The organism is Siccirubricoccus deserti (assembly GCF_014283215.1).
GTDB classification, from domain to species: Bacteria; Pseudomonadota; Alphaproteobacteria; order Acetobacterales; family Acetobacteraceae; genus Siccirubricoccus; species Siccirubricoccus deserti.
Genome location: NZ_JACOMF010000005.1, coordinates 47,732 through 70,943, shown reverse-complemented (window position 1 = coordinate 70,943; position 23,212 = coordinate 47,732). Strand labels below are relative to the sequence as shown.

The 23,212-nt window shown below is 70.2% G+C and carries 22 protein-coding genes; 5 read left to right on the top strand and 17 right to left on the bottom strand.

The window, feature by feature from the left end:
• The first annotated feature begins 132 nt into the window (after positions 1–132).
• Together H7965_RS06350 and H7965_RS06345 are read left to right on the top strand one after the other, a co-directional pair.
• The gene (locus H7965_RS06350) at positions 133–1,527 is read left to right on the top strand and encodes an aspartate aminotransferase family protein (RefSeq protein WP_186769717.1); all 1,395 of its coding nucleotides are present in this window, start codon (positions 133–135) and stop codon (positions 1,525–1,527) included.
• Positions 1,524–2,780 carry an O-antigen ligase family protein gene (locus H7965_RS06345; RefSeq protein ID WP_186769716.1) on the top strand — a complete coding sequence of 419 codons (1,257 nt, stop codon included), beginning with the start codon at positions 1,524–1,526 and terminating at the stop codon, positions 2,778–2,780. Before H7965_RS06350 ends, H7965_RS06345 begins: the two co-directional genes overlap by 4 nt.
• A gap of 78 nt (positions 2,781–2,858) precedes the next feature.
• Here the strand turns inward: H7965_RS06345 and H7965_RS06340 are convergent, their stop codons facing one another.
• The 9 genes from H7965_RS06340 to H7965_RS06300 all read right to left on the bottom strand — a co-directional run bounded on the left by H7965_RS06340 (position 2,859) and on the right by H7965_RS06300 (position 11,204).
• Positions 2,859–3,341 carry a DUF1178 family protein gene (locus H7965_RS06340; RefSeq protein WP_186769715.1) on the bottom strand — a complete coding sequence of 161 codons (483 nt, stop codon included), beginning with the start codon at positions 3,339–3,341 and terminating at the stop codon, positions 2,859–2,861.
• 109 nt (positions 3,342–3,450) lie between these two features.
• Positions 3,451–3,708: a glutaredoxin 3 gene (grxC, locus tag H7965_RS06335; RefSeq protein WP_186769714.1), complete on the bottom strand. Its 258-nt coding sequence runs from the start codon at positions 3,706–3,708 to the stop codon at positions 3,451–3,453.
• 31 nt (positions 3,709–3,739) lie between these two features.
• A complete protein-coding gene (locus H7965_RS06330) occupies positions 3,740–4,531 on the bottom strand; it encodes a double zinc ribbon domain-containing protein (RefSeq protein ID WP_229682493.1) in 792 nt (263 codons plus the stop codon).
• Positions 4,503–6,089 carry a rhodanese-like domain-containing protein gene (locus tag H7965_RS06325; protein ID WP_186769713.1) on the bottom strand — a complete coding sequence of 529 codons (1,587 nt, stop codon included), beginning with the start codon at positions 6,087–6,089 and terminating at the stop codon, positions 4,503–4,505. Before H7965_RS06325 ends, H7965_RS06330 begins: the two co-directional genes overlap by 29 nt.
• 31 nt (positions 6,090–6,120) lie before the next feature.
• Positions 6,121–6,996, bottom strand: coding sequence for a S1C family serine protease (locus H7965_RS06320; protein WP_229682494.1), 876 nt, complete (start codon positions 6,994–6,996; stop codon positions 6,121–6,123).
• A gap of 286 nt (positions 6,997–7,282) precedes the next feature.
• Entirely contained in the window at positions 7,283–7,723 is a 441-nt protein-coding gene (locus H7965_RS06315) for a response regulator (protein WP_186769712.1), read from the bottom strand.
• Positions 7,724–7,924: 201 nt separating this feature from the next.
• On the bottom strand, positions 7,925–9,163 hold the full coding sequence (locus H7965_RS06310) for a glycosyltransferase family 4 protein (RefSeq protein WP_186769711.1): 1,239 nt from the start codon (positions 9,161–9,163) through the stop codon (positions 7,925–7,927).
• Complete coding sequence (locus tag H7965_RS06305; protein WP_186769710.1) at positions 9,160–9,819, bottom strand: DUF4214 domain-containing protein; 660 nt, start codon at positions 9,817–9,819, stop codon at positions 9,160–9,162. Before H7965_RS06305 ends, H7965_RS06310 begins: the two co-directional genes overlap by 4 nt.
• On the bottom strand, positions 9,819–11,204 hold the full coding sequence (locus H7965_RS06300) for a glycosyltransferase family 4 protein (RefSeq protein ID WP_186769709.1): 1,386 nt from the start codon (positions 11,202–11,204) through the stop codon (positions 9,819–9,821). Before H7965_RS06300 ends, H7965_RS06305 begins: the two co-directional genes overlap by 1 nt.
• 173 nt (positions 11,205–11,377) lie before the next feature.
• Here H7965_RS06300 and H7965_RS06295 point away from each other — a divergent pair, with 173 nt between their 5' ends.
• Both H7965_RS06295 and H7965_RS06290 read left to right on the top strand, forming a co-directional pair.
• Positions 11,378–11,566: a hypothetical protein gene (locus tag H7965_RS06295; RefSeq protein ID WP_186769708.1), complete on the top strand. Its 189-nt coding sequence runs from the start codon at positions 11,378–11,380 to the stop codon at positions 11,564–11,566.
• Positions 11,567–11,718: 152 nt separating this feature from the next.
• The gene (locus H7965_RS06290) at positions 11,719–13,995 is read left to right on the top strand and encodes a glycosyltransferase family 4 protein (protein ID WP_186769707.1); all 2,277 of its coding nucleotides are present in this window, start codon (positions 11,719–11,721) and stop codon (positions 13,993–13,995) included.
• A gap of 12 nt (positions 13,996–14,007) precedes the next feature.
• Here the strand turns inward: H7965_RS06290 and H7965_RS06285 are convergent, their stop codons facing one another.
• On the bottom strand, positions 14,008–15,198 hold the full coding sequence (locus H7965_RS06285; protein ID WP_186769706.1) for an E22 family MetX-like putative esterase: 1,191 nt from the start codon (positions 15,196–15,198) through the stop codon (positions 14,008–14,010).
• Positions 15,199–15,430: 232 nt separating this feature from the next.
• Between H7965_RS06285 and H7965_RS06280 the strand changes: the two genes are divergently transcribed.
• Positions 15,431–17,548 (top strand): sodium-translocating pyrophosphatase, encoded by a 2,118-nt coding sequence (locus H7965_RS06280; RefSeq protein WP_186769705.1) that lies wholly within the window; start codon positions 15,431–15,433, stop codon positions 17,546–17,548.
• A 66-nt stretch (positions 17,549–17,614) separates the two neighbouring features.
• Here H7965_RS06280 and H7965_RS06275 read toward each other — a convergent pair whose 3' ends face one another.
• The 7 genes from H7965_RS06275 to dnaG form a co-directional block, all read right to left on the bottom strand.
• On the bottom strand, positions 17,615–17,836 hold the full coding sequence (locus H7965_RS06275) for a hypothetical protein (RefSeq protein WP_186769704.1): 222 nt from the start codon (positions 17,834–17,836) through the stop codon (positions 17,615–17,617).
• A gap of 47 nt (positions 17,837–17,883) precedes the next feature.
• The gene (locus H7965_RS06270) at positions 17,884–18,060 is read right to left on the bottom strand and encodes a hypothetical protein (RefSeq protein WP_186769703.1); all 177 of its coding nucleotides are present in this window, start codon (positions 18,058–18,060) and stop codon (positions 17,884–17,886) included.
• An 18-nt stretch (positions 18,061–18,078) separates the two neighbouring features.
• A complete protein-coding gene (locus H7965_RS06265) occupies positions 18,079–18,291 on the bottom strand; it encodes a hypothetical protein (protein WP_186769702.1) in 213 nt (70 codons plus the stop codon).
• A gap of 63 nt (positions 18,292–18,354) precedes the next feature.
• Complete coding sequence (locus H7965_RS06260; RefSeq protein ID WP_186769701.1) at positions 18,355–18,561, bottom strand: cold-shock protein; 207 nt, start codon at positions 18,559–18,561, stop codon at positions 18,355–18,357.
• Positions 18,562–18,776: 215 nt separating this feature from the next.
• A complete protein-coding gene (locus tag H7965_RS06255) occupies positions 18,777–19,343 on the bottom strand; it encodes a GNAT family N-acetyltransferase (RefSeq protein ID WP_186769700.1) in 567 nt (188 codons plus the stop codon).
• A complete protein-coding gene (gene rpoD / locus H7965_RS06250; RefSeq protein ID WP_186769699.1) occupies positions 19,343–21,265 on the bottom strand; it encodes an RNA polymerase sigma factor RpoD in 1,923 nt (640 codons plus the stop codon). Before rpoD ends, H7965_RS06255 begins: the two co-directional genes overlap by 1 nt.
• Before the next feature lie 68 nt (positions 21,266–21,333).
• Positions 21,334–23,172, bottom strand: coding sequence for a DNA primase (dnaG, locus tag H7965_RS06245; RefSeq protein ID WP_186769698.1), 1,839 nt, complete (start codon positions 23,170–23,172; stop codon positions 21,334–21,336).
• Between the last annotated feature and the right edge of the window lie 40 nt (positions 23,173–23,212).

The following is a 23,212-nucleotide window of genomic DNA, read 5'->3' as shown; positions in this document are numbered from 1 at the left end:
GCCGGGCGGGGGCCGTCCATCCGGGGCGGGCCGACAAGGCTGCGACCGGCCACTGGACGCCATGATCCACCATCTCTTGGGTCGCGGCCCATTCCTGGCGTAAGCTCCGGCGACCGTAGAGAAGGCCCGGACATGAACCCGCCCCGCAATTCCAATGCCGCCCGCGATATCGCCTATGCGCTGCACCCCTACACCGACCACAAGGCGCATCTGCAAGCCGGCCCGGTGGTGATCAGCCGTGGCCAGGGCGTGCGGGTCTACGACGACCAGGGCAAGGAATACATCGAGAGCGTCGCCGGCCTGTGGTGCGCCAGCCTCGGCTTCGACAACGAGCGGCTGGTGCAGGCGGCGGCGGCGCAGATGCGCAAGCTGCCCTTCTACCATTCCTTCACCGCCAAATCGCATGAGCCGCTGATCGACCTCAGCGAAATGCTGATCGAGCGCGCGCCGGTCACGATGAGCAAGGTGTTCTTCGCCAACTCGGGGTCCGAGGCGAATGACAGCGCCATCAAGATGATCTGGTACATGAACAACGCCATCGGCCGGCCGGAGAAGAAGAAGATCATCGCCCGGCTGAAGGGCTACCACGGCATCACCCTGGCGGCGGCGAGCCTCACCGGCCTGCCGGCCAACCACAAGCTGTTCGACCTGCCGCTGCCGGGCTTCCACCACGTCGGCACGCCGCACCACTACCACAACGCCCTGCCCGGCGAGTCCGAGGACGCCTTCGCCACCCGCCTGGCCGAGGAGCTGGACGCCAGGATCGTGGCCGAGGGCCCGGAGACGGTCGCCGCCTTCTGGGCCGAGCCGATCATGGGCGCCGGCGGCGTGATCCTGCCGCCCGAGACCTATTTCCCGAAGATCCAGGCGGTATTGAAGAAGCATGACGTGCTCTTCGTGGTGGATGAGGTGATCTGCGGCTTCTGGCGCACCGGCAACTACTGGGGCAGCCAGACCCTCGGCATCGAGCCGGATATCCTGGTCTGCGCCAAGGCGCTCAGCGCCTCCTACCTGCCGATCTCGGCGGTGATGGTGAATGAGCGGGTGTTCCAGGGCATTGCCGAGGGGTCATCCTCCATCGGCACCTGGGGCCATGGCTTCACCTATTCCGGCCATCCGGTGCCGGCGGCCGTCGCCATCGAGACACTGAAGATCTACGACGAGATGGAGATCGGGAAGCATGTGCAGCGCGTCGGCGCGCATATGCAGAAGGAGTTGCGCCGCCGCTTCGCCGACCATCCGCTGGTCGGCGAGGTCCGCGGCACCGGGCTGATCGCCGGTGTCGAGCTGGTGGCCGACAAGGCAGCGAAGAAGAACTTCGACCCGGCGCAGAAGGTCGGCATCCGGCTGACCAAGATCGGCGAGCAGAACGGCGTCATCCTCCGCGCCATGACCAATGACAGCCTTGGCTTCTCGCCGCCGCTGATCATCACCGAGGAGGAGATCGACGAGATGCTGAACCGCTTCGGCAAGTCGCTCGACGAGATCACGGTGACGGTGCGGCGCGAGAGCATCGCCGCGGTTTGAGCACGACGACTGCGGTCTCGGGGCGCGCCACCCGCGTGGCCCCGAGCCTGCCGCTGGCGATCGGGCTGGCGGTGGCGCCGGTGGCCGGGGTGCTGCAATCCAAGGCGCTGGCGCCGATTGCGCTGGCGGCATTGCTTGGCTGCGTGGTGCTGCATCGGCAGCGGCAGGGGTCCTGGCCCTGGCCGCGCGGTACCGCGGCGCTGGTGGCGCTGGCGTTGTTCGGCTGGGCAGCGGTGACGGCGCTCTGGGCGCCGCGGCCGGGGCTGGCGGGTTTCACCGCCTTGCAGATCGGCGGCTTCGTTGCCCTGGGCGCGGCGGCGGTGCGGGCGGTCGCGGCGGATGACGCCGCGGCGCAAATGCGGTTGCTGCTGGTGGCGAGCGGTGGGCTGGCGGCGGGCCTCGTCCTGGCGGGGCTCGATTTCGCCACCGGCAATGCCATCCGCGCCCTGGTGCGCGGGCTGCGGGAGATTCCGCCGAGCCTGCAATTCGGGCTGAAGCCGGCGGCCTCGGCCATGGCGCTGTGGCTGCCGCTGCTGGCTGTGGCGCCGCTGCCGCGCTGGCTACGCGGGTTTGGGCTGGTTGGCGGCGCGGCGGTGCTGCTGGCGCTGCCAGGCGAGTCGGCGCGGATCGCAGTGGTGGCCGGTGGGGTGGCTGGGCTCGCCGCCTGGACGGCGCCTCGCCTGGTGCCGCGGGCGCTGGGGGCCGCGCTGGCGGTGGCGATTCTGGCGACACCGGCGGTGCTCGGCCCGGTACTGGCGGGCGGCGTGCCCGCGGCCGGGCTACCGCCCTCGGCGGCGCATCGGCTGCTGATCTGGGACTTCGTCGGCGATCGCATCGCCGAGCGGCCCTGGCTTGGCTGGGGCATGGAAGCCAGCCGCAACATCCCCGGCAACCATGATGCGCCGAGCCCGGCGGTGCGGGAACGCTTCGGCCTGACCAGCCCGCATGCCGAGAGCTGGGCGCCGCGGGCCGAGCTGCTGCCGCTGCACCCGCATAACGGGCCATTGCAGTTGCGGCTGGAGCTGGGGCTGCCCGGGGTGCTGCTGGCGGCGGCGCTGGCCTGGCTGCTGGGGCTGGCGGCGGCACGCTCCGCCGCGCCGCCGGTGGCGACGGCGATGCTGGCGGCTGGCAGCGTCACCGCCATGCTGAGCTTCGGCACCTGGCAGGAATGGTGGGTGGGAACGGAGCTGCTGGCGCTGGCCGCGGCGGCGGCGCTGTCGCAGCCGCCCCCTGCACGTCATGCGCGGATTTGACCCGCACATCCTGGATTGGGCGACAACCAGGGTTTGAGATGGCCGGATCAAGTCCGGCCGTGACAGGGAGGGCTCTCTCTAGCCGTCGGCCCGCGGCACCCAGGGGATCCGCGCCACCTCGATGCCTTCCTCGCGCAGCGCATCGGCATCGGCATCGCTGGCCTCGCCGTAGATGCCGCGGCGGTCGCTTTCGCCACGATGGATCTTGCGGGCTTCCTCGGCAAACTCATTGCCGACGTAATCGCAATGCTTCTCGACTTCGGACCGCATGCGTTGCAGCAGCGCCATCACCTGGGCCGGCACCGGGCCAGCAGCGGCCTGACTGCGCGTGGCAGCCGGGGGTGCCGCCGGCGCCTCGGCCAGCGGGGGCGGAACCTCCTGCACCCGTTTGCGGCCCTTCTTCGGGATCGCCGGGGCCATGAGCTGCTTGGTCACCTCGGTGCCGCCGCAGACCGGGCACTGCACGAAGCCGGCCTTGGCCTGCTTGTTGTAGGCCTCGCTGTCCTTGAACCAGCCGTCGAACTCGTGACCGGACCCGCAACGGAGGTCGTAGTGAATCATCCCGCTCTTCCTCGGCCCCGCGCCAATGCCGGGGCGCTGCTCAGCATATAAGCTTGGCACTCCTCAGCGGCGAGTGCCATCTCCTTGCGCCACGGGATTTTTCCGCCTCTCAGGCCGCGAGCAGCCCATCCAGCTTCCCCGCCCGCTCCAACGCGGCAAGATCGTCCGAGCCGCCGATCGCCCTGCCGTCGATGAAGATCTGCGGCACGGTGGAGCGGCCGCCGGAGCGTGCGATGGCATCCCTGCGGGCCTGCGAGCCATGCGGCGCATCGAATTCCTCGAAGGCGACACCCTTCTTCGTCAGCAGCGCCTTGGCGCGGTCGCAAAAGGGGCAGAACGGGGTGGTGTAGATTTCGACTTTGGGCATGCACCGGATTTTGGTGATGCCCGCGTCCGAATCAAGCTGCTTCCAGGCGCGGGTCGGGCACCCGGGCCGCGGCCAGCACATCCACCGCCGCCGCCCCGGCCTCCAGCAGCGCCAGGGCGCAGGCTTCGGCGGTGGCGCCGGAGGTCATGACGTCATCCACCAGCAGCACCCGCCTTCCGGCGATCCGTGCCGGGCGGGCGATGGCGAAGGCCCCGGCCAGCACCGCTGTGCGCTCCGCCGCGCCGCGCTCGCCAAGCGGCGGGGTGGCGCGGCGGCGGCGCAGCAGGTCGGGGATGTCGGGTTTCCCGGCCCGCCGGGCCAGCCGGGCCGAGAGCAGCGCCGCTTGGTTGTAGCGGCGGGAGAGCAGCCGCCGCCAATGCAGCGGCACCGGCGCCAGCAGATCCGCCCGTGCCAGCAGCGCCGCCCCGGCACGAGCCATGTGGGCCGCCAGCGGCCCTGCCAGCTCGGTCCGGTCGGCATGCTTGAAGGGCAGGATCAGCCGCTGCGACCCGGCATCATAGCGCAACGCCGCCCGCGCCTGGCCGAAGCTCGGCTTCCGCCCGGCACAGCCCGGGCAGAGCGGCCCGGCGGCCGAGGGCGTGCCGACGCCCGCATGCGGGAAGGGCACGCCGCAGCACCCGCAGCAAGGCGCGCCGACGAAGGAGAGGCCGGCGAAACAGGGGCCGCACATCGTCCCCTGGCGGTCGACCGCCGCATCGCAGGTCAGGCAATGCGGCGGCAGCAGCAGGTCGAGCGCACCGATCCCGAGGCGGCGCCCGAAGCGGCGAAGCGGCTCAAGCCTGGCCGAAGCGGGCATCGCCATCCCGGGCAACCTCGTGCACCAGGTCGATCTCCCAGGAGAGGTATTCCCGCATCGCCGCCTCGACCCCGTCATTGCGGTCATAGGGGCGGAGGTAGGCGTCGATGCACTCGGCATCCTCCGGGGTGCGGCGATTGGCGGAAAGCGGCAGCCCGGCCGCCTTCCAGGCAGCGATTCCGCCTTCCAGCACCGCAACGGGGGCCTTGGTCAGGCCCTGCAGCTCCGGCACCGCCAGCCGGGCGATGGCATCATCCGGGGCGGCGACCACCACCTGCGCGGCGCCGGCCAGCGCCGGGGCCAGCCCGGCCAGCCGGGTGCGGACGCCCCAGAGCGCGCCCGGCAGATGCGCCTCGCGGAAGTCGATGGAGCGGGAGAGCTGCACCACGCGGGCGGCCCCCTTCTCCAGCAGCCCGGCCAGGGCGGTGGGGGCAATGCGCGGCGCGTCGATGGCGGCGGCCTCCGGGCATTCCGGCATCCAGGGCGCGGTCTCCAGCGGCCCGTCGAGGCCAGCTTCCAGCACAAAGACCTCCCATTGGCCGAGCTGGCGGAGCCAGCCGCCGGTCATCCGGGCGCGCACCCCGGTGTCATCCACCAGCACGATCCGGGCACCGCGGACGGCAACCCAATTGTCGGTGCCCTGCACCAGCTGCCCGCCCGGGGCGTTGCGGCTGCCCGGCAGGTGGCCGGCGGCGTATTCCGCCGGGTCGCGCACATCCAGCACGTGGGTGGTGCGGCTGCCATCGGCCAGCAGCGCCGCCAGCCCGGCGCGGTCGATCGTCTTCACCCCGGAGCGCTCGGCGAAGGCGGTGGCACGCGAAAGGGCGGTGCCGAGGCTCGCAGGCGTGCCGCGCGGGAAGCTCGCATCGCGGCCACGGTCGCAGGAAAAGCCCGCCAGCTCCCATCCCATGGTGCCGTTGCGCAGCGCCACGACCTTGTTCGGCACCCCGGCGCTGCGCAGCGATTCCGCACCCATGATGCTGCGGGTCCGGCCGGCGCAGTTCACCACGATGGTGGTGTTCGGGTCGGGCGCGATCTCGCCGATGCGGTAGACCAGCTCGCCGCCCGGCACGTCGATGGCGCCGGGGATGGACATGCGGTGGAATTCCTCCATCGGCCGGCTGTCGAGGATCACCATGTCGGTGCCACCCTCGATCATCGCATGCAGCTCGCCGGGATCGACGGAGGGCGTGCCGTAATGGTGCTCGACCCATTCGCCGAAGGCCTTGGAAGGCACGTTCACCCCGGAGAACAGCACGTAGCCGGCCGCCGCCCAGGCCCTGGTGCCACCCTCCAGCACCGCCACCTCGGCATAGCCGATGCCTTCGAGGTAGCCGGCCAGCCGCACCGCCAGCCCGCCCTCCCCGCCATCGACGCAGACGATGCGGACACCCTTGCGCGGCAACAGCGCGCGGGCCCGCAGCTCGGCGCGGGACTGGCCGCAGGGATTGGCCCAGAACAGATGGGATTTGCCGAACTCGCCATCCTCGCGGGCATCGAGGATGGCAAGCTCCCCGCCGTCATTGATCCAGCGCTTCAGGGTCGGCGCATCGACTGGCCGCATCGGTATTTCTCCTCCGTTGCGGCCGACGCTACTACCGCATGCAGCGCAGGAACACCGTGGATGGGTGCGCCAGCTCCCCCACCTCGGCCGCGCTGCGCGGGCCGGCGGAGGCGCTCACCCGCGGCTCCACCCCGTTGCGGCGGAGGAACTCCAGCGCCTCGGTGCCCTTCACCGCGAAATTGACGTTCTGCGGAATGTCGCCGGTGCTCTGGGCGATGCGCTGGGCGTTCAGCTTGGAAACCACCACGCCGACCACATGGCCCTGCATGTCGAGCAGCGGGCCGCCGGAATTCCCCGGCTGCACCGGCGCGCTGATCTGGAACTGCCGCGGGTTGTCGCGCAGCCCGGCCAGCGCCGAGATCTCCCCGGTGGTGAGGGTCGGGCCGGAGGAGAGCAGCCCGGCCAGGGGGAAGCCATAGGTCACCACCCCCTCGCCCCGCCGCGGCTCCGGCCCGCCGCGGAAGGTGAGCGGCGGCCCGACCTCGCCGCGGATGTTCAGCAGGGCGAGGTCGCGCCGCTCGTCCTGAGCCGCGACGGTCGCCACCAGCTCGGTGCCGCCGGCGGCGGTGCGGACCCGCATCTCGGTGCAGCCGGCCGCCACATGGTGGTTGGTCAGCAGCCGCCCCGGCGCGACCACGAAGCCGGTGCCGGAGGAGACCTGGCGCCGGCCAGCATCACCCCCGCCGAAGGGCCCGCCGCCGGGTGGCAGCGGCGGCGGCTTGCCGGGCAGCGCGGTGGCGCGGGAGCCGGGCTGTGGCTGCAGCATCTCCGGCCGGATTCCGCTGGGGGCAGGCTTGCCGCTGGGCCCCATGGGGGCGGGCTCGACGCCAAGTGGCGGCGGCTTCTGGCCCTGGGCCAGTGTGGCGAGCAGGGTGCAGGCGGCAAGCAAAACGGTCCATGAACGCATCGGTGCACCCTGCCGGCGGCGTGAGGTCAAGGTCAATCGGACAGCGCCGGAAGCTTCGGCGCGGATGGTGGCACGACAGGGCCGAAGCTGTGGCGGAAAAGGATGAACGAACCACCGCCGGCCCGGCCACTCCTGCGGCATCGCGCCGGTGCCTGACAGCGGAGTCTCGCGCCGCAGCCTTCACCTCCCCGCCGCGATCCGCTCCGATCACCCAGGATACCGGAACGCAGGTCGGGAGGGATCATCGTACCCCCGCAACACGGCGAAGCGATCCTGTGGGAAGCTCCTACTCCGCCGCCTGCATCAGGTGCCGCACCTCCACGACGGGGGCAGGCCGCCGCGCCCGCGACACCACCTCCTCCAGCAGTTCCACTAGCCGGGTGATGGTGAAGGGTTTCAGCAGCAGCCCCACCAGCGTCTGGGTGCCGTTCACCAGCATCTCCCGCCCGCCGGGTGGCAGGTAGCCGGTCATCACCACCACTGGCAGGTCCGGCTGCTCCTGCCGCAGCTGGTGGAGCAGCTCCCAGCCGGTCATCCGCGGCATCGCCAGGTCGGTGATGAGAACGTCGAAATGGCAAGCCCTGGCCATGTGCAGCGCATCCTCACCGTTCGTCGCCAGGGTCACGGTGTGGCCGCACCCGGTGAGCACATCCTCCACGGCCATTGCCGCAAGTGCCTCATCCTCCGCGACCAGCACCTTCAGCGCCGGCCTGTCCCGATCCGCCATGCCCCAATCATCCCTCATACGCATTATCACCGCCGGACGACCATGTCCCGGTCGTGGGCACGATTGCATCTCCATGCATACTTTTCGTAAGTAAGTCGTAACTATGCCGTTAGGGCACGAAGTTGCGAAGTCAAACCCACTTGATCACGTGAAATGTGTTGGATCTCGCGCGATACGCGACCAGGCGAAGCCCATCAGGCGTCACCGCCAGTCGCGCAGCGCCGCCAGATAGGCGGCCGCCGAGACCGCCGGGGCGCAGGCGGCCCGGACATGCACCGCCGCCGCCGACCCGCGCGCCGCCAGCCCGGCCGGGTCGGCGAGCAGCGCGCCGATCGCCGCGCCGAGGCGCGGCAACGGCTCCGGTCCCACCGGCAGCTTCGCCACCACCGCATCCGGCCATTCCGCTGCCGGCCCGGCATCATCCACCAGCGCCGGCAGCCCCATCCCCAGGGCCCGCACCAGCGCGCCGGAGCTTTCTCCCGCCAGCGGCGCACGCAGGTTCACCAGCAGGTCGGCGGCCCGGGCATGGGCGAGGAAATCCGCCTCCGTGAGCCAGCCGGTGATGCGCACCCGGTCGCCGAGGCCGAGCGAGCCGACCAGCCCGGCCAGATCGAAACCGGGGTCCGACGCACCGGCGATGACATGCAGCAGCGGCGATCCCGCCGCCTTCAGCCGCGCCACCGCCGCCAGCACCAGGTCGATCCGCTTCGCCGGCGTCGCATGGCCCAGCGAGAGCAGCACCGGCACCTCCTGCGGCAGGCCCAGCCGGACGCGCGCGGCTTCTCGGCTCAGCCCGTCGGCGGCCGGCACCAGCGGCGAGAGGTGGTGCGGCACCACCCGCACCTCCGGCCCGCCGATCCGGTCGATGCGGCCGGCGGCGAAGCGGCTGTGGACCAGGACACCCTTCGCCCGGTCCAGCACTGCGCCGTTCAGCGGCAGCAGCCAGCGCTGCGCCGGGTCGAACAGCCCGGCCCGCCGCAGCCGGGCCAGCCGCCTTCCGGCGGCGCCGTACTCGCCGGCCAGCGCCGCTTCGTAGGCCGCCCAGTCGCCACGGGCGAGGGTCAGCGCCTCCACCAGATGGTGCAGCACCGGGTCGTGCAGCACCAGCACACCCGGTGTCCGCAGCGCCGCGCGGTAGACATGCGCATGGTCGAGGCTGTTGCCGAGCTGGTGCAGATGCGGCAGCGCATGCAGCGCCTCGTGCCGGCGGTACTCGGCCTCGGCCATCACCGCGACGCCCGGCAGCGGCACCACGTCGCGTGCCGAGGCAACCACGGCGGCGATGCGCAGCGTCCCGGCCAACAGCGGCAGCAGCTCCGCCGCATAGGCGGCGATGCCGGAGCGGGTGGGCGGCAGCGGGGTGAAGACGATGAGGTCGGGGAGCGGCGGGCCGGTGCGCACGGCCGGCCGCGACGCAGCTCCGGTTGCAGCGTTGCTCATCGGCCCTCGAGCGCCAGGATCCGGGCCTCCAGCGCCCGCAGCCTCGCCTCGGTCTGCATCTGGCTCGCCGCCAGCAGGTCGCCGACATAGCCGGCAAGCAGGGTGGAGACTGCCTTGGCCGCGCGCTCCTCGGCGGTGGCGGTGGCGGCGACAGCGGCCTCCTCCGGCACCCCGGCACGGCCGAGCAGGCCGACCACCCCCTCCAGCCGCTCCGCCACCTCGCGCCGCAGCGCGCTGAGCTCGGAGCGCAGCGCCGCATCGCGCGACTCGATCACCTCGGCGCCGAGGCTGGCCAACTCCGGCCCGCCGGTCTGCAGGGCCAGCGCCTCGCGCAGCTCGGTCAGCTGCTCGGCCAGCCATTCGCTGCGCAGCGCCAGCACCACCTGCAGCGCGCCGCGCGGGTCACTCGGCAGGATCGGGCCGGTGGCGGGCATGACCATAGGCGCGGCGACGCGCTGCGCCTCCTCGGAGGCGGCGATTTCGCGCAGCGCCTCGGCCCGGCGCTCCGGACGGTTGGCGATCAGCTCCAGGTAGTGGCGGTAGCCGCCCTCATCCGGCCAGCGCCGCAGCAGGGCGATGTAGAGGGTGATGACGAAATCCTGGTCCTCGCCATACAGCAGGTCGCCGGCCTCGAAGGGCCGCCGCGGGGTCGGCATCACTCGGCCGCCAGCCGGCTGGGCGCGGCATCGGCTGGCCCCGCCACCGGGATGCCGAGCCTGGAATAGAGCGCCGCCAGCCGCTCCGCATAGCGTTCCGGGCTGAACAGCGCGGCGCGGCGCGGCCCGGCCTCGGCCAGCCGGGCGCGCAGCGCGGGGTCGCCGTCCACCGCCTGGATCGCCTGGACCAGCGCCGAGATGTCGTAGGGATCGACGGTCAGCGCCGCATCCCCCACCACCTCCGGCATGGAGGCGGTGTTGGAGGTGATGACCGGCGTCCCGAGCAGCATCGCCTCCAGCGCCGGCAGGCCGAAGCCTTCATAGAGCGAGGGGAAGAGCACCGCACGGGCGCCGCGGATCAGGTTCACCAGCAGCCGGAAGGGGGCGTAGTCCAGCAGAATGATCTTCCGCCGCGTGCGCAGGGTGGTGCCGCCCTCCAGCACCATGGTGCGGATGTGGTCGTCGAACATCAGGCGCAGCTCCTGGTCCGACTTCCAGGCCTTCTTGCCGACGATGACCAGCGGCCCGTCGACATTGCTGGCGAGGAAGGCCTGGATCATCCGGCCGACGTTCTTCTTCGGCTCGATGGCGCCGAAGAACAGCCAGTACTGTCCGGCCGTCAGGCCGAAGCTGCCCTCCACCTCGGCGGCGACGGCCGGCATCGGCACCTCGATGAATTTGCGCGGGATATCGACTGCCTGCCAGGTGTTGGTCACCCTCTCCTCCGGCACCCCGAGCAGCGAGACGATGTCGCGCTTCGAAGCCTCGGAGACGGTGACGATGTGGTCGGCCCGCTGGCCGAGCAGCCGGTTCAACCGGAAATAGCGCCGCTTGTTGTCGAGGGTGGTGTAGGGCAGCCGCAGCGGCACCAGGTCGTGCAGGGTATAGATGTTGCGGGTGCCGGGCACGGTGATCGGCAATGGATAGGTCCAGTGCATCAGATCGGGCCGCCGGCCGCGGATCCGCACCGGCAACAGCCCGCGCATCACCTGGAAATGGGCATGCGCCTGCTGGAACACCTCCCGCGCGTTCCAGATCTCGTCGTAGTAGGGCAACCGGTCGCGAAAGGTGGTGGCGATGACGGTGCCGGACATCGGCACCCGCTCCGCCATCTCGCCGACCGGCGAGCTAGCCATGCGATAGCCGCGGCGCACCGCCTGCAGCCACTTTGACGGCTCGCCCACGCGTTCGTCGAAAAAGGCGATCTCGCGGATGAGCGGGTCGCGCGAGTGGGCGGCGCGGGTGCCGTAGAGCACCCCCACCTCGAAGCCCAGCCGGGCCATGCCAAAGCTGAGGTTGCGGGCATAGGTCGCAACGCCGGTGCCCTGGTGGAGGGCCAGGTTGAAACCATCGAGGAAGACCCTCGGCCCTGCGTCAGTGCTCATGCGCGCTCCGCTCCCCCAATCGCCCGACCGGCGACACCTTGCCGCATCGCACCACACCGCCACGTGTAGCCTGGGGCGCGCAAGCCCTCTTCAATGCTCCGATATTTTTACGATGTCGCTTGAAGAGGGAATGTCTCAGGCGTTTAATCCCGTTCCGGATGTTGGATGCGAACGTGGCACGGATCACCCACAGGCTTGCCAGCGGCAGGTTGGACGCTGAGGCCCTTCGGGGCACGGCGGAACCGTTCCGCCAGATTCTGGCGATGCGGGTGCTCGACCTCGCCGCCCTGATGCTGCGCGCCATGGCCATCCTGCTGCTCCTGTCGCCCATTCTGGTCGGGATCCTGCTGGCTTTCGGCTGACCTCAGGCCGCGGTTCCGCCCACCGTCGAGCCGCAGCCCCGCCGTCTCTCGCGAAGCCGCGAGTTCGCGCCGGCGCGATACCCAGGTAGAGCGTACCTGTTGGCGGTTTCTTCACCTTGCCGCGACAGGCTTCTACCCTGAGGAGTGTCCTCATGGACATGCATGCGTCGCCACCTGCGCCGTCCGACGCGATCAACCCGGCGGAGTTGCTGGCCCGGGCGGATTCGCTACGCGACCGGCGCGACTGGGCCGAAGCGGCGCAGGCCTACGCCGGCTACCTCCGCCTGCGCGGTGACGACTGGCCGATCTGGGTCCAGTACGGCCACTGCATGAAGGAAGCGGGCGACCCTCGCGCGGCCCTGCTGCTGTACCGGGAGGCCGAGCGCCTGCAACCGGAGGATGCCGACCTGCATCTGCAGATCGGCCACGCGCTGAAGCTGCTGGGCCGGCAGGAGGAGGCGCTGGAGGAATATGCCCGCGCCCTGACCCTCGACCCCGGCAATGCCGCCGCCCGCCAGGAATTGCTGATGGTGGGGCCAGGCGACACGCGGGCGCCGTCGCCCGCTTCGGCCGAACCCGGGGCACCGGTCATCGTCGCGCCGCCGCCACCCGCCCCGCCGGCTGCCGTCATCCCCCTGGCCAAGGCTGCCGGTGCCGCGCCGACACGGCTTGCCGTGGTCTTCGATGCCTCCGACCTGCTCGATTACTTCCGCCACAACCGGGCCCCGACCGGCATCCAGCGGGTCCAGCTCAGCCTGATCCGCGAGGCGCTGACCGGCGCCGCCGATTGCGCCGCCGCCGCGGCCGCCTTCGACCCCATGCGCGGCGTCTGGGTGGCGCTGCCGGGGGAACTCTTCCTCCGCCTTGCCGCGCTGTCGCGCAGCGGCACCGATATCGGCGATCCGGCCTGGGCCGGCGCCATGGCCGAGGTGCAGGCGCTGCTGCGGGAGGCCCCGCCGCTGGCCTTCGCCGAGGGCGGCCATCTGGTGAACCTCGGCACCTCCTGGTGGATCCCGGACTATCTGCGGCGGGTGCGGGAGGCCAAGGCGTGCTTCGGCCTGCGCTACATCCCCTTCGTGCACGATTGCATCCCGCTGATCGTACCGGAGCATTGCTCCGCGGCGCTGGTCGAGGAATTCGCCCGCTGGTTCGCCTCCATGGTGCTGCACGCCGATGCGGTGCTGACCAACTCGGAATGCACCCGGGCGGATTTCCGCACCCAGCTCCGGCGGCTGCTGCCGAACCTCGACATTCCCGCCCTCGTCCTGCCGCTGGATGCCGCCGATGCCGGGCCGGCGCCTGACCCCGCGCCTGCCGCCGCCGGCGCCCCGCCCTTCGTGCTCTTCGTCGGCACCATCGAGAGCCGCAAGAACCACCTGCTGGTGCTGAACGCCTGGCTCAGCCTGGTGCGCAGGCACGGGGCGGAGGCGGTGCCGGACCTCGTCTGCATCGGCAAGCGTGGCTGGCTGGCCGAGGCGGCGCTGGCGCTGCATGCCAATTCCGCCACGCTGCGCGCCAAGGTTCGGCTACTGCACAACGTGCCCGACACGATGCTGGAGACGCTGTACCGCGACTGCCTCTTCACCGTGTACAACAGCTTCTACGAGGGCTGGGGCCTGCCGGTCACCGAGAGCCTGGCGCATGGCAAGGTGCCGGTGGTGCCGGACCATTCCGCGCTGCGCGAGGCGGGTGGCGCCGGCGCCCTCTATTTCGCCCCGCAGAGCGAGCCGGAGCTGGTGGCCCGGCTGGAGCAGCTGATGTTCGATGCAGGCTTCCGGCAGGAGGCCGAGGCGCGCATCCGCCGCGAGGTCAGGCTGCGCCGCTGGCCTGACCTCGCCCGGCAGCTGCTGGACCACATCGGCGCGGTGCGGGAGGCGCTGCCACCGCCCTTCGGCCGGCTCAGTTTCCGCCTGGGCGAGATCCATGAGCTGCGGCTGCTGCCGGGCACCGAGCCGCGCCAGGCGATGGCGGTGGCCGATGCGCTGCGCGAGGGCCCGGGATGGGACCGGCTGGAACCCTGGGGCGTCTGGACCACCCCGGCCGGGCCGGCGCGGCTGCGCCTGCCGCTGCCGCCGGGGCTGGAGGGAACCCCGCTGCGGGTGACGCTGGAGCTGCAGGCGCCACCGCAGCCCTGCCGGGTGGCGGTCCGCGCCTATCTGGCCGGCAACCCGCCCGGCGCCTTCCGGCGCCTGGAGACAGCGGCCGGCGAGCGGCTGTTCTGCACCCTGGCGGTGGAAGCCAGGGCGGACCAGGAGCTGGTGGTGGAGTTCGAACCCGGCCCTGGCGTGACCGTGCCGGCGGCAGGGGGCCTGCCGGCACGGCAGGTGGGCATCGGCGTCGGCAGCCTGATGGTCTGCCGCGAGGATGACCTCTGGGCACGGTTGGAATACCTGGAGCGGAAGGCGCTGCCGCAGCGGGCGCTGGGGTAGGCGCCCTCGCCTCTACTTCGCCAGGAATTCCCGGATCCGCTCCCCGACCGGCGCCATCGCCACCACCCCGTTCAGATGGCCGAGGCTGCCCGTCACCTCCGCCGTCTCCACCTGCTTGCCAGCCTTGCGCAGCACCTCGATGAACGCCCGCACGCCCTCGATAAGGAACACCCGGTCGGTCGGCGACGGCACCACCAGCCAGCGCGGCGCCGCCTGCGCCATCGCCGCTTCCAGGCTCGGGTGCTCGTTCAGGAAGAGCTGGTTGGCCCGTACCATGTAGAGGAAGGAATTGGCGTCCGAGGTCTTCGCCCGCACCGCCGCGGCGTCGTCCAGCCAGCGCTCGATGCCGAAGCGGTCGCCGATCCGCCGCGCCGGATCCTGGCCCTCCGGCAGCGTCCGGTCGTACTGCTTCGCCCAAAGCCGGTCGCGGGCATGCAGGGTGACGATCTTCCAGGCTTCGGCCAGGCCGCGCAGCGGCGGCTCGCGCCCGGCGCCGTAGTAGTCGCCGTCCCGCCAATTCGGGTCGAGCCGGATCGGCGCTTCCCAGATGTCGAGCCAGCCCTGCATCCAGGCATCGATGTCGGCGGCGATCACCGGCATCACCCGCGCCACGAAATCCGGGTAGGCGGCGGCCCATTCGATCGCCTGCAGCCCGCCATTGGACGGGCCCGCCACCAGCGCCAGGCGCTTCACCCCGAGGCTGTCCAGCAGCAGCTTCTGCGTCTCGACGAAATCCCGCATCGAGACCACCGGGAACCCCATGCCCCAGGGCCGGCCGGTGTCCGGGTTCAGGCTCGCCGGGCCGGTGGTGACGGTGCCGGCATCCGGGACATTCACATTCACCAGCGTGTCGACGGCGACGACGAAATAGCGGTCGGTGTCGATCGGCTTGCCCGGGCCGATGATCGCATCCCACCACCCCATCGGGCCATTCGCCGCCAGCTGGCCGAAGGCATGGCTGTTGCCGCTGAAGAAGTGGCAGATGAGGATGGCGTTGTCGCCCGTGGCATTCAGCCTGCCGGCGGCCTGATAGCCGAGCCGGAGGTTCGGGATGGTGGCGCCACCGCGGGTCCGATAGGCGCCCGGCGCGAACACCTTCTTCTCCACCAGCGCCGGCCCTGCCCCCTGGGCCATGGCCGGATTCGGGCCAAGTCCCTGCATCGCCCCAGCCAGCCCCGCAGCCAGCAGCACCCGTCGTTCCATCCTCGCCCCCACCGGCCTGCCGCCAGGCCGCCTCGCCCACTGCCCGCGATCCGGGCTTCCGGACCGGACCATGAGCAACATCCAATTGCCGGGCGGGTGTGGCGGCAACATGGCGAGGCCAGGATGCTGGCGCCACCGCCACCGTTGCGCCACTGCGGCGGCCCGCATAGCCTTCCTTCACTGCGCCCGCGCGGAGATGCGAAGGGCGCGCAAAAGGGGGGGTGCGGCTTAGATGACCTTGACTCTATTGTTGGTGATCCTGCTGGGGGCGGCCTCCATCGCCTATGGCGTGGTCACCGCGAAGCAGGTGATGGCCTTGGACGCCGGCACCGCCCGCATGCAGGAGATTGCCCGGGCGATCCAGGAAGGCGCCCAGGCCTATCTGAAGCGTCAGTACATGACCATCGCCATCGTCGGCGTGGTGCTTTTCGTGCTGGTGGTGGTGACGCTCGGCATCACCGTCGCGATCGGCTTCCTGATTGGCGCGCTGCTGTCGGGCCTGGCCGGCTTCATCGGCATGAATGTCTCGGTCCGCGCCAATGTGCGCACCGCCCAGGCCAGCACCACCTCGCTTGCCGCCGGCCTCGACGTGGCGTTCAAGTCGGGTGCCATCACCGGGCTGCTGGTGGCCGGCCTCGCCCTGCTCGGCGTCGCGGTCTACTTCTTCATCCTGGTGTCGCTCGGCGGCTATGCGCCGAATGACCGGCTGGTGATCGATTCGCTGGTCGCCCTCGGCTTCGGCGCCTCGCTGATCTCCATCTTCGCCCGGCTCGGCGGCGGCATCTTCACCAAGGGCGCCGACGTCGGCGGCGACATGGTCGGCAAGGTCGAGGCCGGCATCCCCGAGGACGACCCCCGCAACCCCGCCACCATCGCCGACAATGTGGGCGACAACGTCGGCGATTGCGCCGGCATGGCAGCCGACCTGTTCGAGACCTATGCGGTGACCATGGTCGCCACCATGGTGCTGGCCGCCATCGCCTTCCCGGCCGACATGCTGGCGGCCGGCATGCTGTTCCCGCTGACCATCGGCGCGGTCTGCGTCATCACCTCCATCGCCGGCACCTATTTCGTCAAGCTGCCGGCCAACAACTCCATCATGGGGGCGATGTACCGCGGCTTCATCGTCACCGGCCTGCTGTCGCTGGTGGCGCTGCTGCCGCTGACCTATCTGGTGTTCGGCAGCGGCACGATCAGCGCGGCCGGCGCGAGCTTCAGCGCCTTTTCGCTGTTCCTCTGCGGCGTCGTCGGGCTGGCGGTGACCGGCTTGATCATCGTCGTCACCGAATACTACACCGGCACCAACTTCCGCCCGGTGCAGGCGATCGCCGAGAGCAGCGTCACCGGCCATGGCACCAACGTGATCCGCGGCATCGCCGTCAGCATGGAGAGCACGGCGGTCCCGGCGGTGATCATCATCGCCGGCGTGCTGATCAGCTACAACCTGGCCGGGCTCTACGGCATCGCCATCGCGGTGACGACGATGCTGGCGCTGGCCGGCGTGGTGGTGGCGCTGGATGCCTTCGGGCCGGTCACGGACAACGCCGGCGGCATCGCCGAGATGGCCGGGCTGCCGAAGGAGATCCGGGTCACGACGGATGCGCTGGACGCCGTCGGCAACACCACCAAGGCGGTGACCAAGGGCTATGCGATCGGCTCGGCGGGCCTCGGCGCGCTGGTGCTGTTCGCGGCCTATACCCAGGACCTGGCCTACTTCGCGGCGAATGCGGCGACCTACCCGTATTTCCAGGGCATCGGCACGCTGACCTTCAGCCTCTCCTCGCCCTATGTGGTGACCGGGCTGCTGTTCGGCGGTGCGCTGCCCTTCCTCTTCGCCGGCATGGCGATGACGGCGGTCGGCCGCGCGGCGATGAGCGTGGTCGAGGAGGTGCGCAGGCAATTCCGCGAGAAGCCCGGCATCATGGAAGGCCGTGACCGGCCGGACTACGGCCGCGCCGTCGACATCCTGACCAAGGCGGCGATCAAGGAGATGATCATCCCCTCGCTGCTGCCGGTTCTCTCCCCGCTGGTCTGCTACTTCGGGGTGCAGGCCATCGCCGGCAAGGCCGCGGCTTTCGAGGCGCTGGGGGCGATGCTGATCGGCGTGATCGTCACCGGCTTCTTCGTCGCGGTCAGCATGACCACCGGCGGCGGCGCCTGGGACAACGCCAAGAAGTACATCGAGGAAGGCCACCATGGCGGCAAGGGCAGCGAGGCCCACAAGGCCGCAGTGACCGGCGACACGGTGGGCGACCCCTACAAGGACACCGCCGGCCCGGCGGTGAACCCGATGATCAAGATCACCAACATCGTGGCGCTGCTGCTGCTGGCGATGCTGGCGCACAGCTGAGCCGGGGCGTCCAACGGAAAAGGGCCGGCGGAGATCCGCCGGCCCTTTTTCATGCCCGGTGCCGGGCTATTTCGCAGCGGCGCGCACCAGCCTCTCGATTTCCAACTGTGGCTTGCCGGAAGCCTCGGCGATGCGCCGGTCCTGCTCCTCGATCTCGGTACGGGCCGGCGCGTCGCCATCGAGCCCGCCGAGCAAATCCGTCGGCACCTTGCGGTTCGATCTGCGGCTGCCATCGGCGTAGTAGACGTCGAACAGCACCCATTTGCCGTCATCACGGCGCTTGGCCATGGTCGTGTTTCCTTCGGCCGATATGAATAAGGTCAGCGGGGAACCCGCTACTCGGCCTTGGCATCCTCGTCACGCGGCGGCGCGGCGCTGCCCTGTTCCGCGTCGCGTTCGGCCTTGCGTCGGGCGACGGCCTCTTCCCGCTCCTTCAGCTTGGCTTCCTGCTTCGCCTGCTTGCCGCGGTTCACCTCGGCCCGCTGCTGGCCATAATTCGGTCTGCGTGCCATGATGTCCCCCGTTTCCTGTCAGCCCAGCGGCGCCGGCGGGCCGCTCCGCAATTGGCTTTCCAGCACGATGCGCTCATGCCCATCCTGCTTGTGCTTCACCCGGTACTCACGGTCGTTCGCCGGGCCGGGCAGCTGCCGCACCACGGTGTAGAGCCCACGCGGGACATTGCTGTCGTAGCGGCCGGGCACGAATTCGACGTTCTGCCCAACATTGTAGAGGTGCGGTGCCATGCGGCGATGGTCCTCCTTGATGGGCCGATGCGTGGGGCGGCCGGGTGCCGCCCCACGACGGGCTTACTCGGCCGTCAGGTTGAAGGCGGACAGCTTGCCCTGATTGCCGCGCTGCACCTCGAAGCTGATGCGCTGGCCGTCCTGCAGGCCGGTGAGGCCGGAACGCTGGACGTCGGAGATATGGACGAAGACATCGGCCCCGCCTTCCTCAGGCTGGATGAAGCCGTAGCCTTTGGTCGCGTTGAACCACTTCACAGTACCGGTAGACATGCGGGGATTCCCATCATGCAAGGGTGCCATCCCGCGAACGTCGCAGGACGGGCCAATCTGCCTCTCAGGACGGAAACCAGGCTCGGTGCCCCTGGGGGAGCGAGACGAAACAGGCCGAACCGGACGGGTTGACGCGCTTCATATGGGCCCGATGGTGGCCAGGCACAATGGCCGCTTGCCGCCGTTACACCTCTGCGCTGCCGCCGGCGCGATGCTCAGCCTGCGCGTAGCCGCTCCGGGATCGGCAGGCCGAGCCGGTTCGGCACGTTCCAGATCTCCCGTTCGGTCCGCAGCCGGATGAAGCCCGCGGCCAGGTAGTTCGGCAGGGCACGGGGGTGGTCGGCGGTGCAGGTGTTCACCGTGACACCGCGCTGGGCATCCCGCCAGGCGTCGTCCACCGCGGCACGCAGGAAGGCCCGGCCAAACCCATGCCCCACCGCATGCGGCAGCAGGCCGAAGTAGGAGAGGTTAACCATTGCGCCATGGCGCCGGTCCAGCTCGTAGAAGCCGGCAGGCTCGCCGCCACGGTACAGTACATGAATCGAGACCGCCGGGTCGGCCAGCAGTTCGGCCAGATGCGCATCCGGCACCGTCCGGCGCAGCCACCAGACATAGCGATAGCCGACTGTGTCATAGAGGTAACGGTAGAAGGGCACGGTGCAGCGCGCCAGCCGCTCCAGCCGCGCATCGGCCGGCAGCGGCGGCGCAATATCCACCGGCCGGCGGTCCATGCGCAGGAAGGTCACATCGACCGCGACCGGGGTGACCGCGTCGAGGCGCATCAGTTGTCGAGGAAGCTGCGCAGCTTGCGGCTGCGGCTCGGGTGCTTCAGCTTGCGCAGCGCCTTCGCCTCGATCTGGCGGATGCGCTCGCGGGTCACGTTGAATTGCTGGCCAACCTCTTCCAGCGTGTGGTCGGTGTTCATGCCGATGCCGAAGCGCATCCGCAACACCCGCTCCTCGCGTGGCGTGAGCGAGGAGAGCACCCGGGTCGTCGCCTCGCGCAGGTTGGACTGGATGGCGGCATCCAGCGGGATGATGGCGGCCTTGTCCTCGATGAAGTCGCCGAGGTGGCTGTCCTCCTCGTCGCCGATCGGCGTCTCGAGGCTGATCGGCTCCTTGGCGATCTTCAGGACCTTGCGCACCTTCTCGAGCGGCATGCCGAGCTTCTCGGCCAGTTCCTCCGGCGTCGGCTCGCGGCCGATCTCGTGCAGCATCTGGCGGGAGGTCCGGACCAGCTTGTTGATCGTCTCGATCATGTGGACCGGGATGCGGATGGTCCGCGCCTGGTCGGCGATGCTGCGGGTGATCGCCTGGCGGATCCACCAGGTGGCATAGGTGCTGAACTTGTAGCCGCGGCGATACTCGAACTTGTCGACCGCCTTCATCAGCCCGATGTTGCCTTCCTGGATCAGGTCCAGGAATTGCAGGCCGCGGTTGGTGTATTTCTTGGCGATGGAGATGACGAGGCGGAGGTTGGCCTCGATCATCTCCCGCTTCGCCTGGGTCATGTCGCGCTCGCCGCGCGAGACGGTGGCGTAGACCCGGCGGAATTCGGCGATCGGCAGGCTGGTTTCGTTGGCGATGGCCGCCATCTGCGCCCGCACCGCTTCCACGTCGTCGCGGGAGCGGGTGATGAAGTATTTCCAGGCCTTGCCGTTCAGCTTGCCCAGCCGCTCGAACCAGCCGGGATCGAGTTCGCTGCCGCGCCAGTTCTGCAGGAATTCCTCCCGCTTCACCTTGGCGCTCTCGGCCAGCCGCAGCACCTGGCCTTCCAGGGCCGTCAGCTTGCGGTTGATCTGCTTGAGCTGCTCAACCAGTTCCTCGATCCGGTTGTTGTGCAGGTGCACCTTCTGCACCAGCGCCACCAACTCGGCCCGCTGCTTCTCGTAGGTCTTCTCCGACCGGCCCTGCAGGTCCTCGCCGGCGGTATAGGCCTCCATCCGCTTGAGCTGCAGCTTCTGCAGCTTGCTGTAGGTCGCCTCGATCGCCTCAAAGGCGGCCAGCGCCTCGGGCTTCAGCTTCTCCTCAAGCGCGGAGAGCGACAGGCCGAGCCCCTCGCCCTCCTCGCCTTCCTCGAACTCCTCGTTCGGGTCGGGTGCGGCGGCGTCCGGGTTGTCGCCGGCGTGGGTGGCCTCCAGGTCGATGACGTCGCGCAGCAGCATGCGGCCTTCCTTGACCGCGTCATGCCAGGCGATGATGGCCTTGAAGGTCTGCGGGCTCTCGCAGAGCCCGCCGATCATCATGTCCCGCCCGGCCTCGATGCGCTTGGCGATGGCGATCTCGCCCTCGCGCGAGAGCAGCTCGACCGAACCCATCTCGCGCAGGTACATCCGGACGGGGTCGTCGGTGCGGCCGAGGCTCTCCTCGTCGACATTGCCGCCGCCTTCCTCGTCCTCCTCCTTTTCCTTGTCCTCGGTAGCGGGCTTGGCGACCGGCGCTGCCTCGCCATCCTCGGATTCCTCGGATTCGACGACGTTGATGCCGAGGTCGTTCAGCATCGCCAGCGTATCCTCGATCAGCTCCGAGGAAACCTGGTCCTGCGGCAGCACCGCATTGACCTCGTCATAGGTGACGTAGCCCCGTTCCTTGCCGCGGGCGATCAACTTCTTGACGGCCGCCTGCATGGTGTCGATCAGCACACCATCGACCGCATCGTCGCGGCTTTCGACCGTATCCGTGCCGTTCGCGGCCTTGCTCGCCATGCCGTACGCTCCGTTGCTGCGTCAGACGCCCCGGTCCTCGGGATGCCTGTGCAAATGCTCTCTCTACCCTATGGTCCGCGCAGCCCCTGGTCCGGGTCGCCGCCACGGAGGGCGGCCAGCGCCTCGGATAGGCGAATAAGCCGCTGCTGGGCGACCGCATCGTTGGTCTCCACCAGCAGGCGCTGGGCCTGGGCCTGATCCTCGATCAATTCCGCTTCGCCGCGCAGCAGTCCGAAGAAGTGCCACCAGCCGTCCAGCGCCTCCGCAGGTTGCGCATCCGGGTGTGCCGCTTGGCTAAGACCCTGTGGTCGCACAACCCAGGCGGCCACGGCTTCAAGTCCACCCTGGGCGAGTTGGTCCATCAAGGCTGCGGAGTCAAGGACATCAGCCTGGCCAAGCCATGCCAGCAGCGCCGACCGCAGCGCCGTGCAATCCCCTTCCGGCAGGTCGAGACTGGCCAGGGACTCCTCCACTTCCGGCAGCAGGACGGGATGGCGCAGCAGGATGGCAAGCAGGTTGCGGGCCCGCTCCAGCCGGACCGCCGGCGGGTCGATCGGCAGGCGGCGGATGCCGGGCACGCCCATCGGCGGCTCGCGCTTCCAGGCGCCGCGAGAGGCCGCGCCGCGCGCCGGGGCAGGCCGCCGCCCGGCGGCGAACAGCCGGTCGAGCAGGGTACGGCGGTACTCGCTGGCCAACGCCTTGTCCGGGATCGCCCGCGCCGCGGCTTCCAGCCGGTGACGCAGCGCCGCACGCTGCTCCGGCGTCGCCTGTGGCCGACCCTCCGTCAAAAAATCATATAACGCTACCGAGAGCGGCTTGGCGGCATCGATCACCGCCTGGAAGCCCTGAGGGCCGCCCTTCAGGATCAGCGTATCGGGATCCTCGCCGCCGGTCAGTGCCGCCAGTGCCAGGCTGCGATCCGGCGCCAGCAGCGGCAGCGCCAGTTCGGCGGCGCGGCCGGCGGCGCGGGCGCCGGCAGCATCGCCGTCGAAGCACAGCACCGGCTCGGGCGAGATTTGCCACAAGGCTTCCAGCTGCTCCGTGGTCAGCGCGGTGCCGAGCGGGGCGACCGCGCCGTTGAAGCCGGCCTGGTGCAGGGCGATGACATCCATGTAACCTTCGACCACCAGCAAGGTCGCACCACGGAACACCCCTTCCCGGGCCAGATCCAGCCCGTAAAGGCTGTGACGTTTCTGGAACAGCTCGGTTTCCGGTCCATTGACGTATTTCGGCTGCCCATCGCCGAGGATCCGGCCGCCAAAGGAGATCACCCGGCCGCGGCGGTCGCGGATCGGGAACATCACCCGGCCGAAGAACATGTCGACGAGGCCCGCTTCCGGCCGGTCCGGGTCGCGCGGCTTCATCAGCCCTGCCGCGACCAGCTGGGCCGGCTCGATCCCCTCGGTTTTCAGCTCCGCCGCCAGCGCGCCGCGGCCCTCGCCGGACCAGCCGAGACCGAAGCGGGCAATGGTGTCGTCGGACAGCCCCCGGCGCTTCAGGTAGTCCAGCGCCGGGCGACCTTCAGGCAGGCGCAGCCGGCGGCGATAGGCGGCCTCGGCCGCGGCGAGCACCGCATAGAGGTCACGCGCCCGGCGTTCCCGCGCCGCGGCCTGGGGGGTGGGCTTCGGCACCTCCATGCCAGCCTCGGCGGCCAGCCGCTCCACCGCCTCGGGGAAGGCGGCACCTTCGGCACGCATAAGGAAGGTGATGGCGTCGCCATGGGCGCCGCAGCCGAAGCAGTGGAAATGGTCGTCGTAGACGTAGAAGCTTGGCGTCTTCTCATTGTGGAAGGGGCAACAGGCCTTCCACTGCCGGCCGTTGCGGATCAGCCGGGTCTTGCGGCCGATCAGCCCGGGCAGCGGCGTGCGGGCACGCAACTCCTCAAGGAAGGCGGGGGGGAGTGCCATGGCGTGCCACCAGCATAGCGCCGCCGGCGCCGCCGGCCAC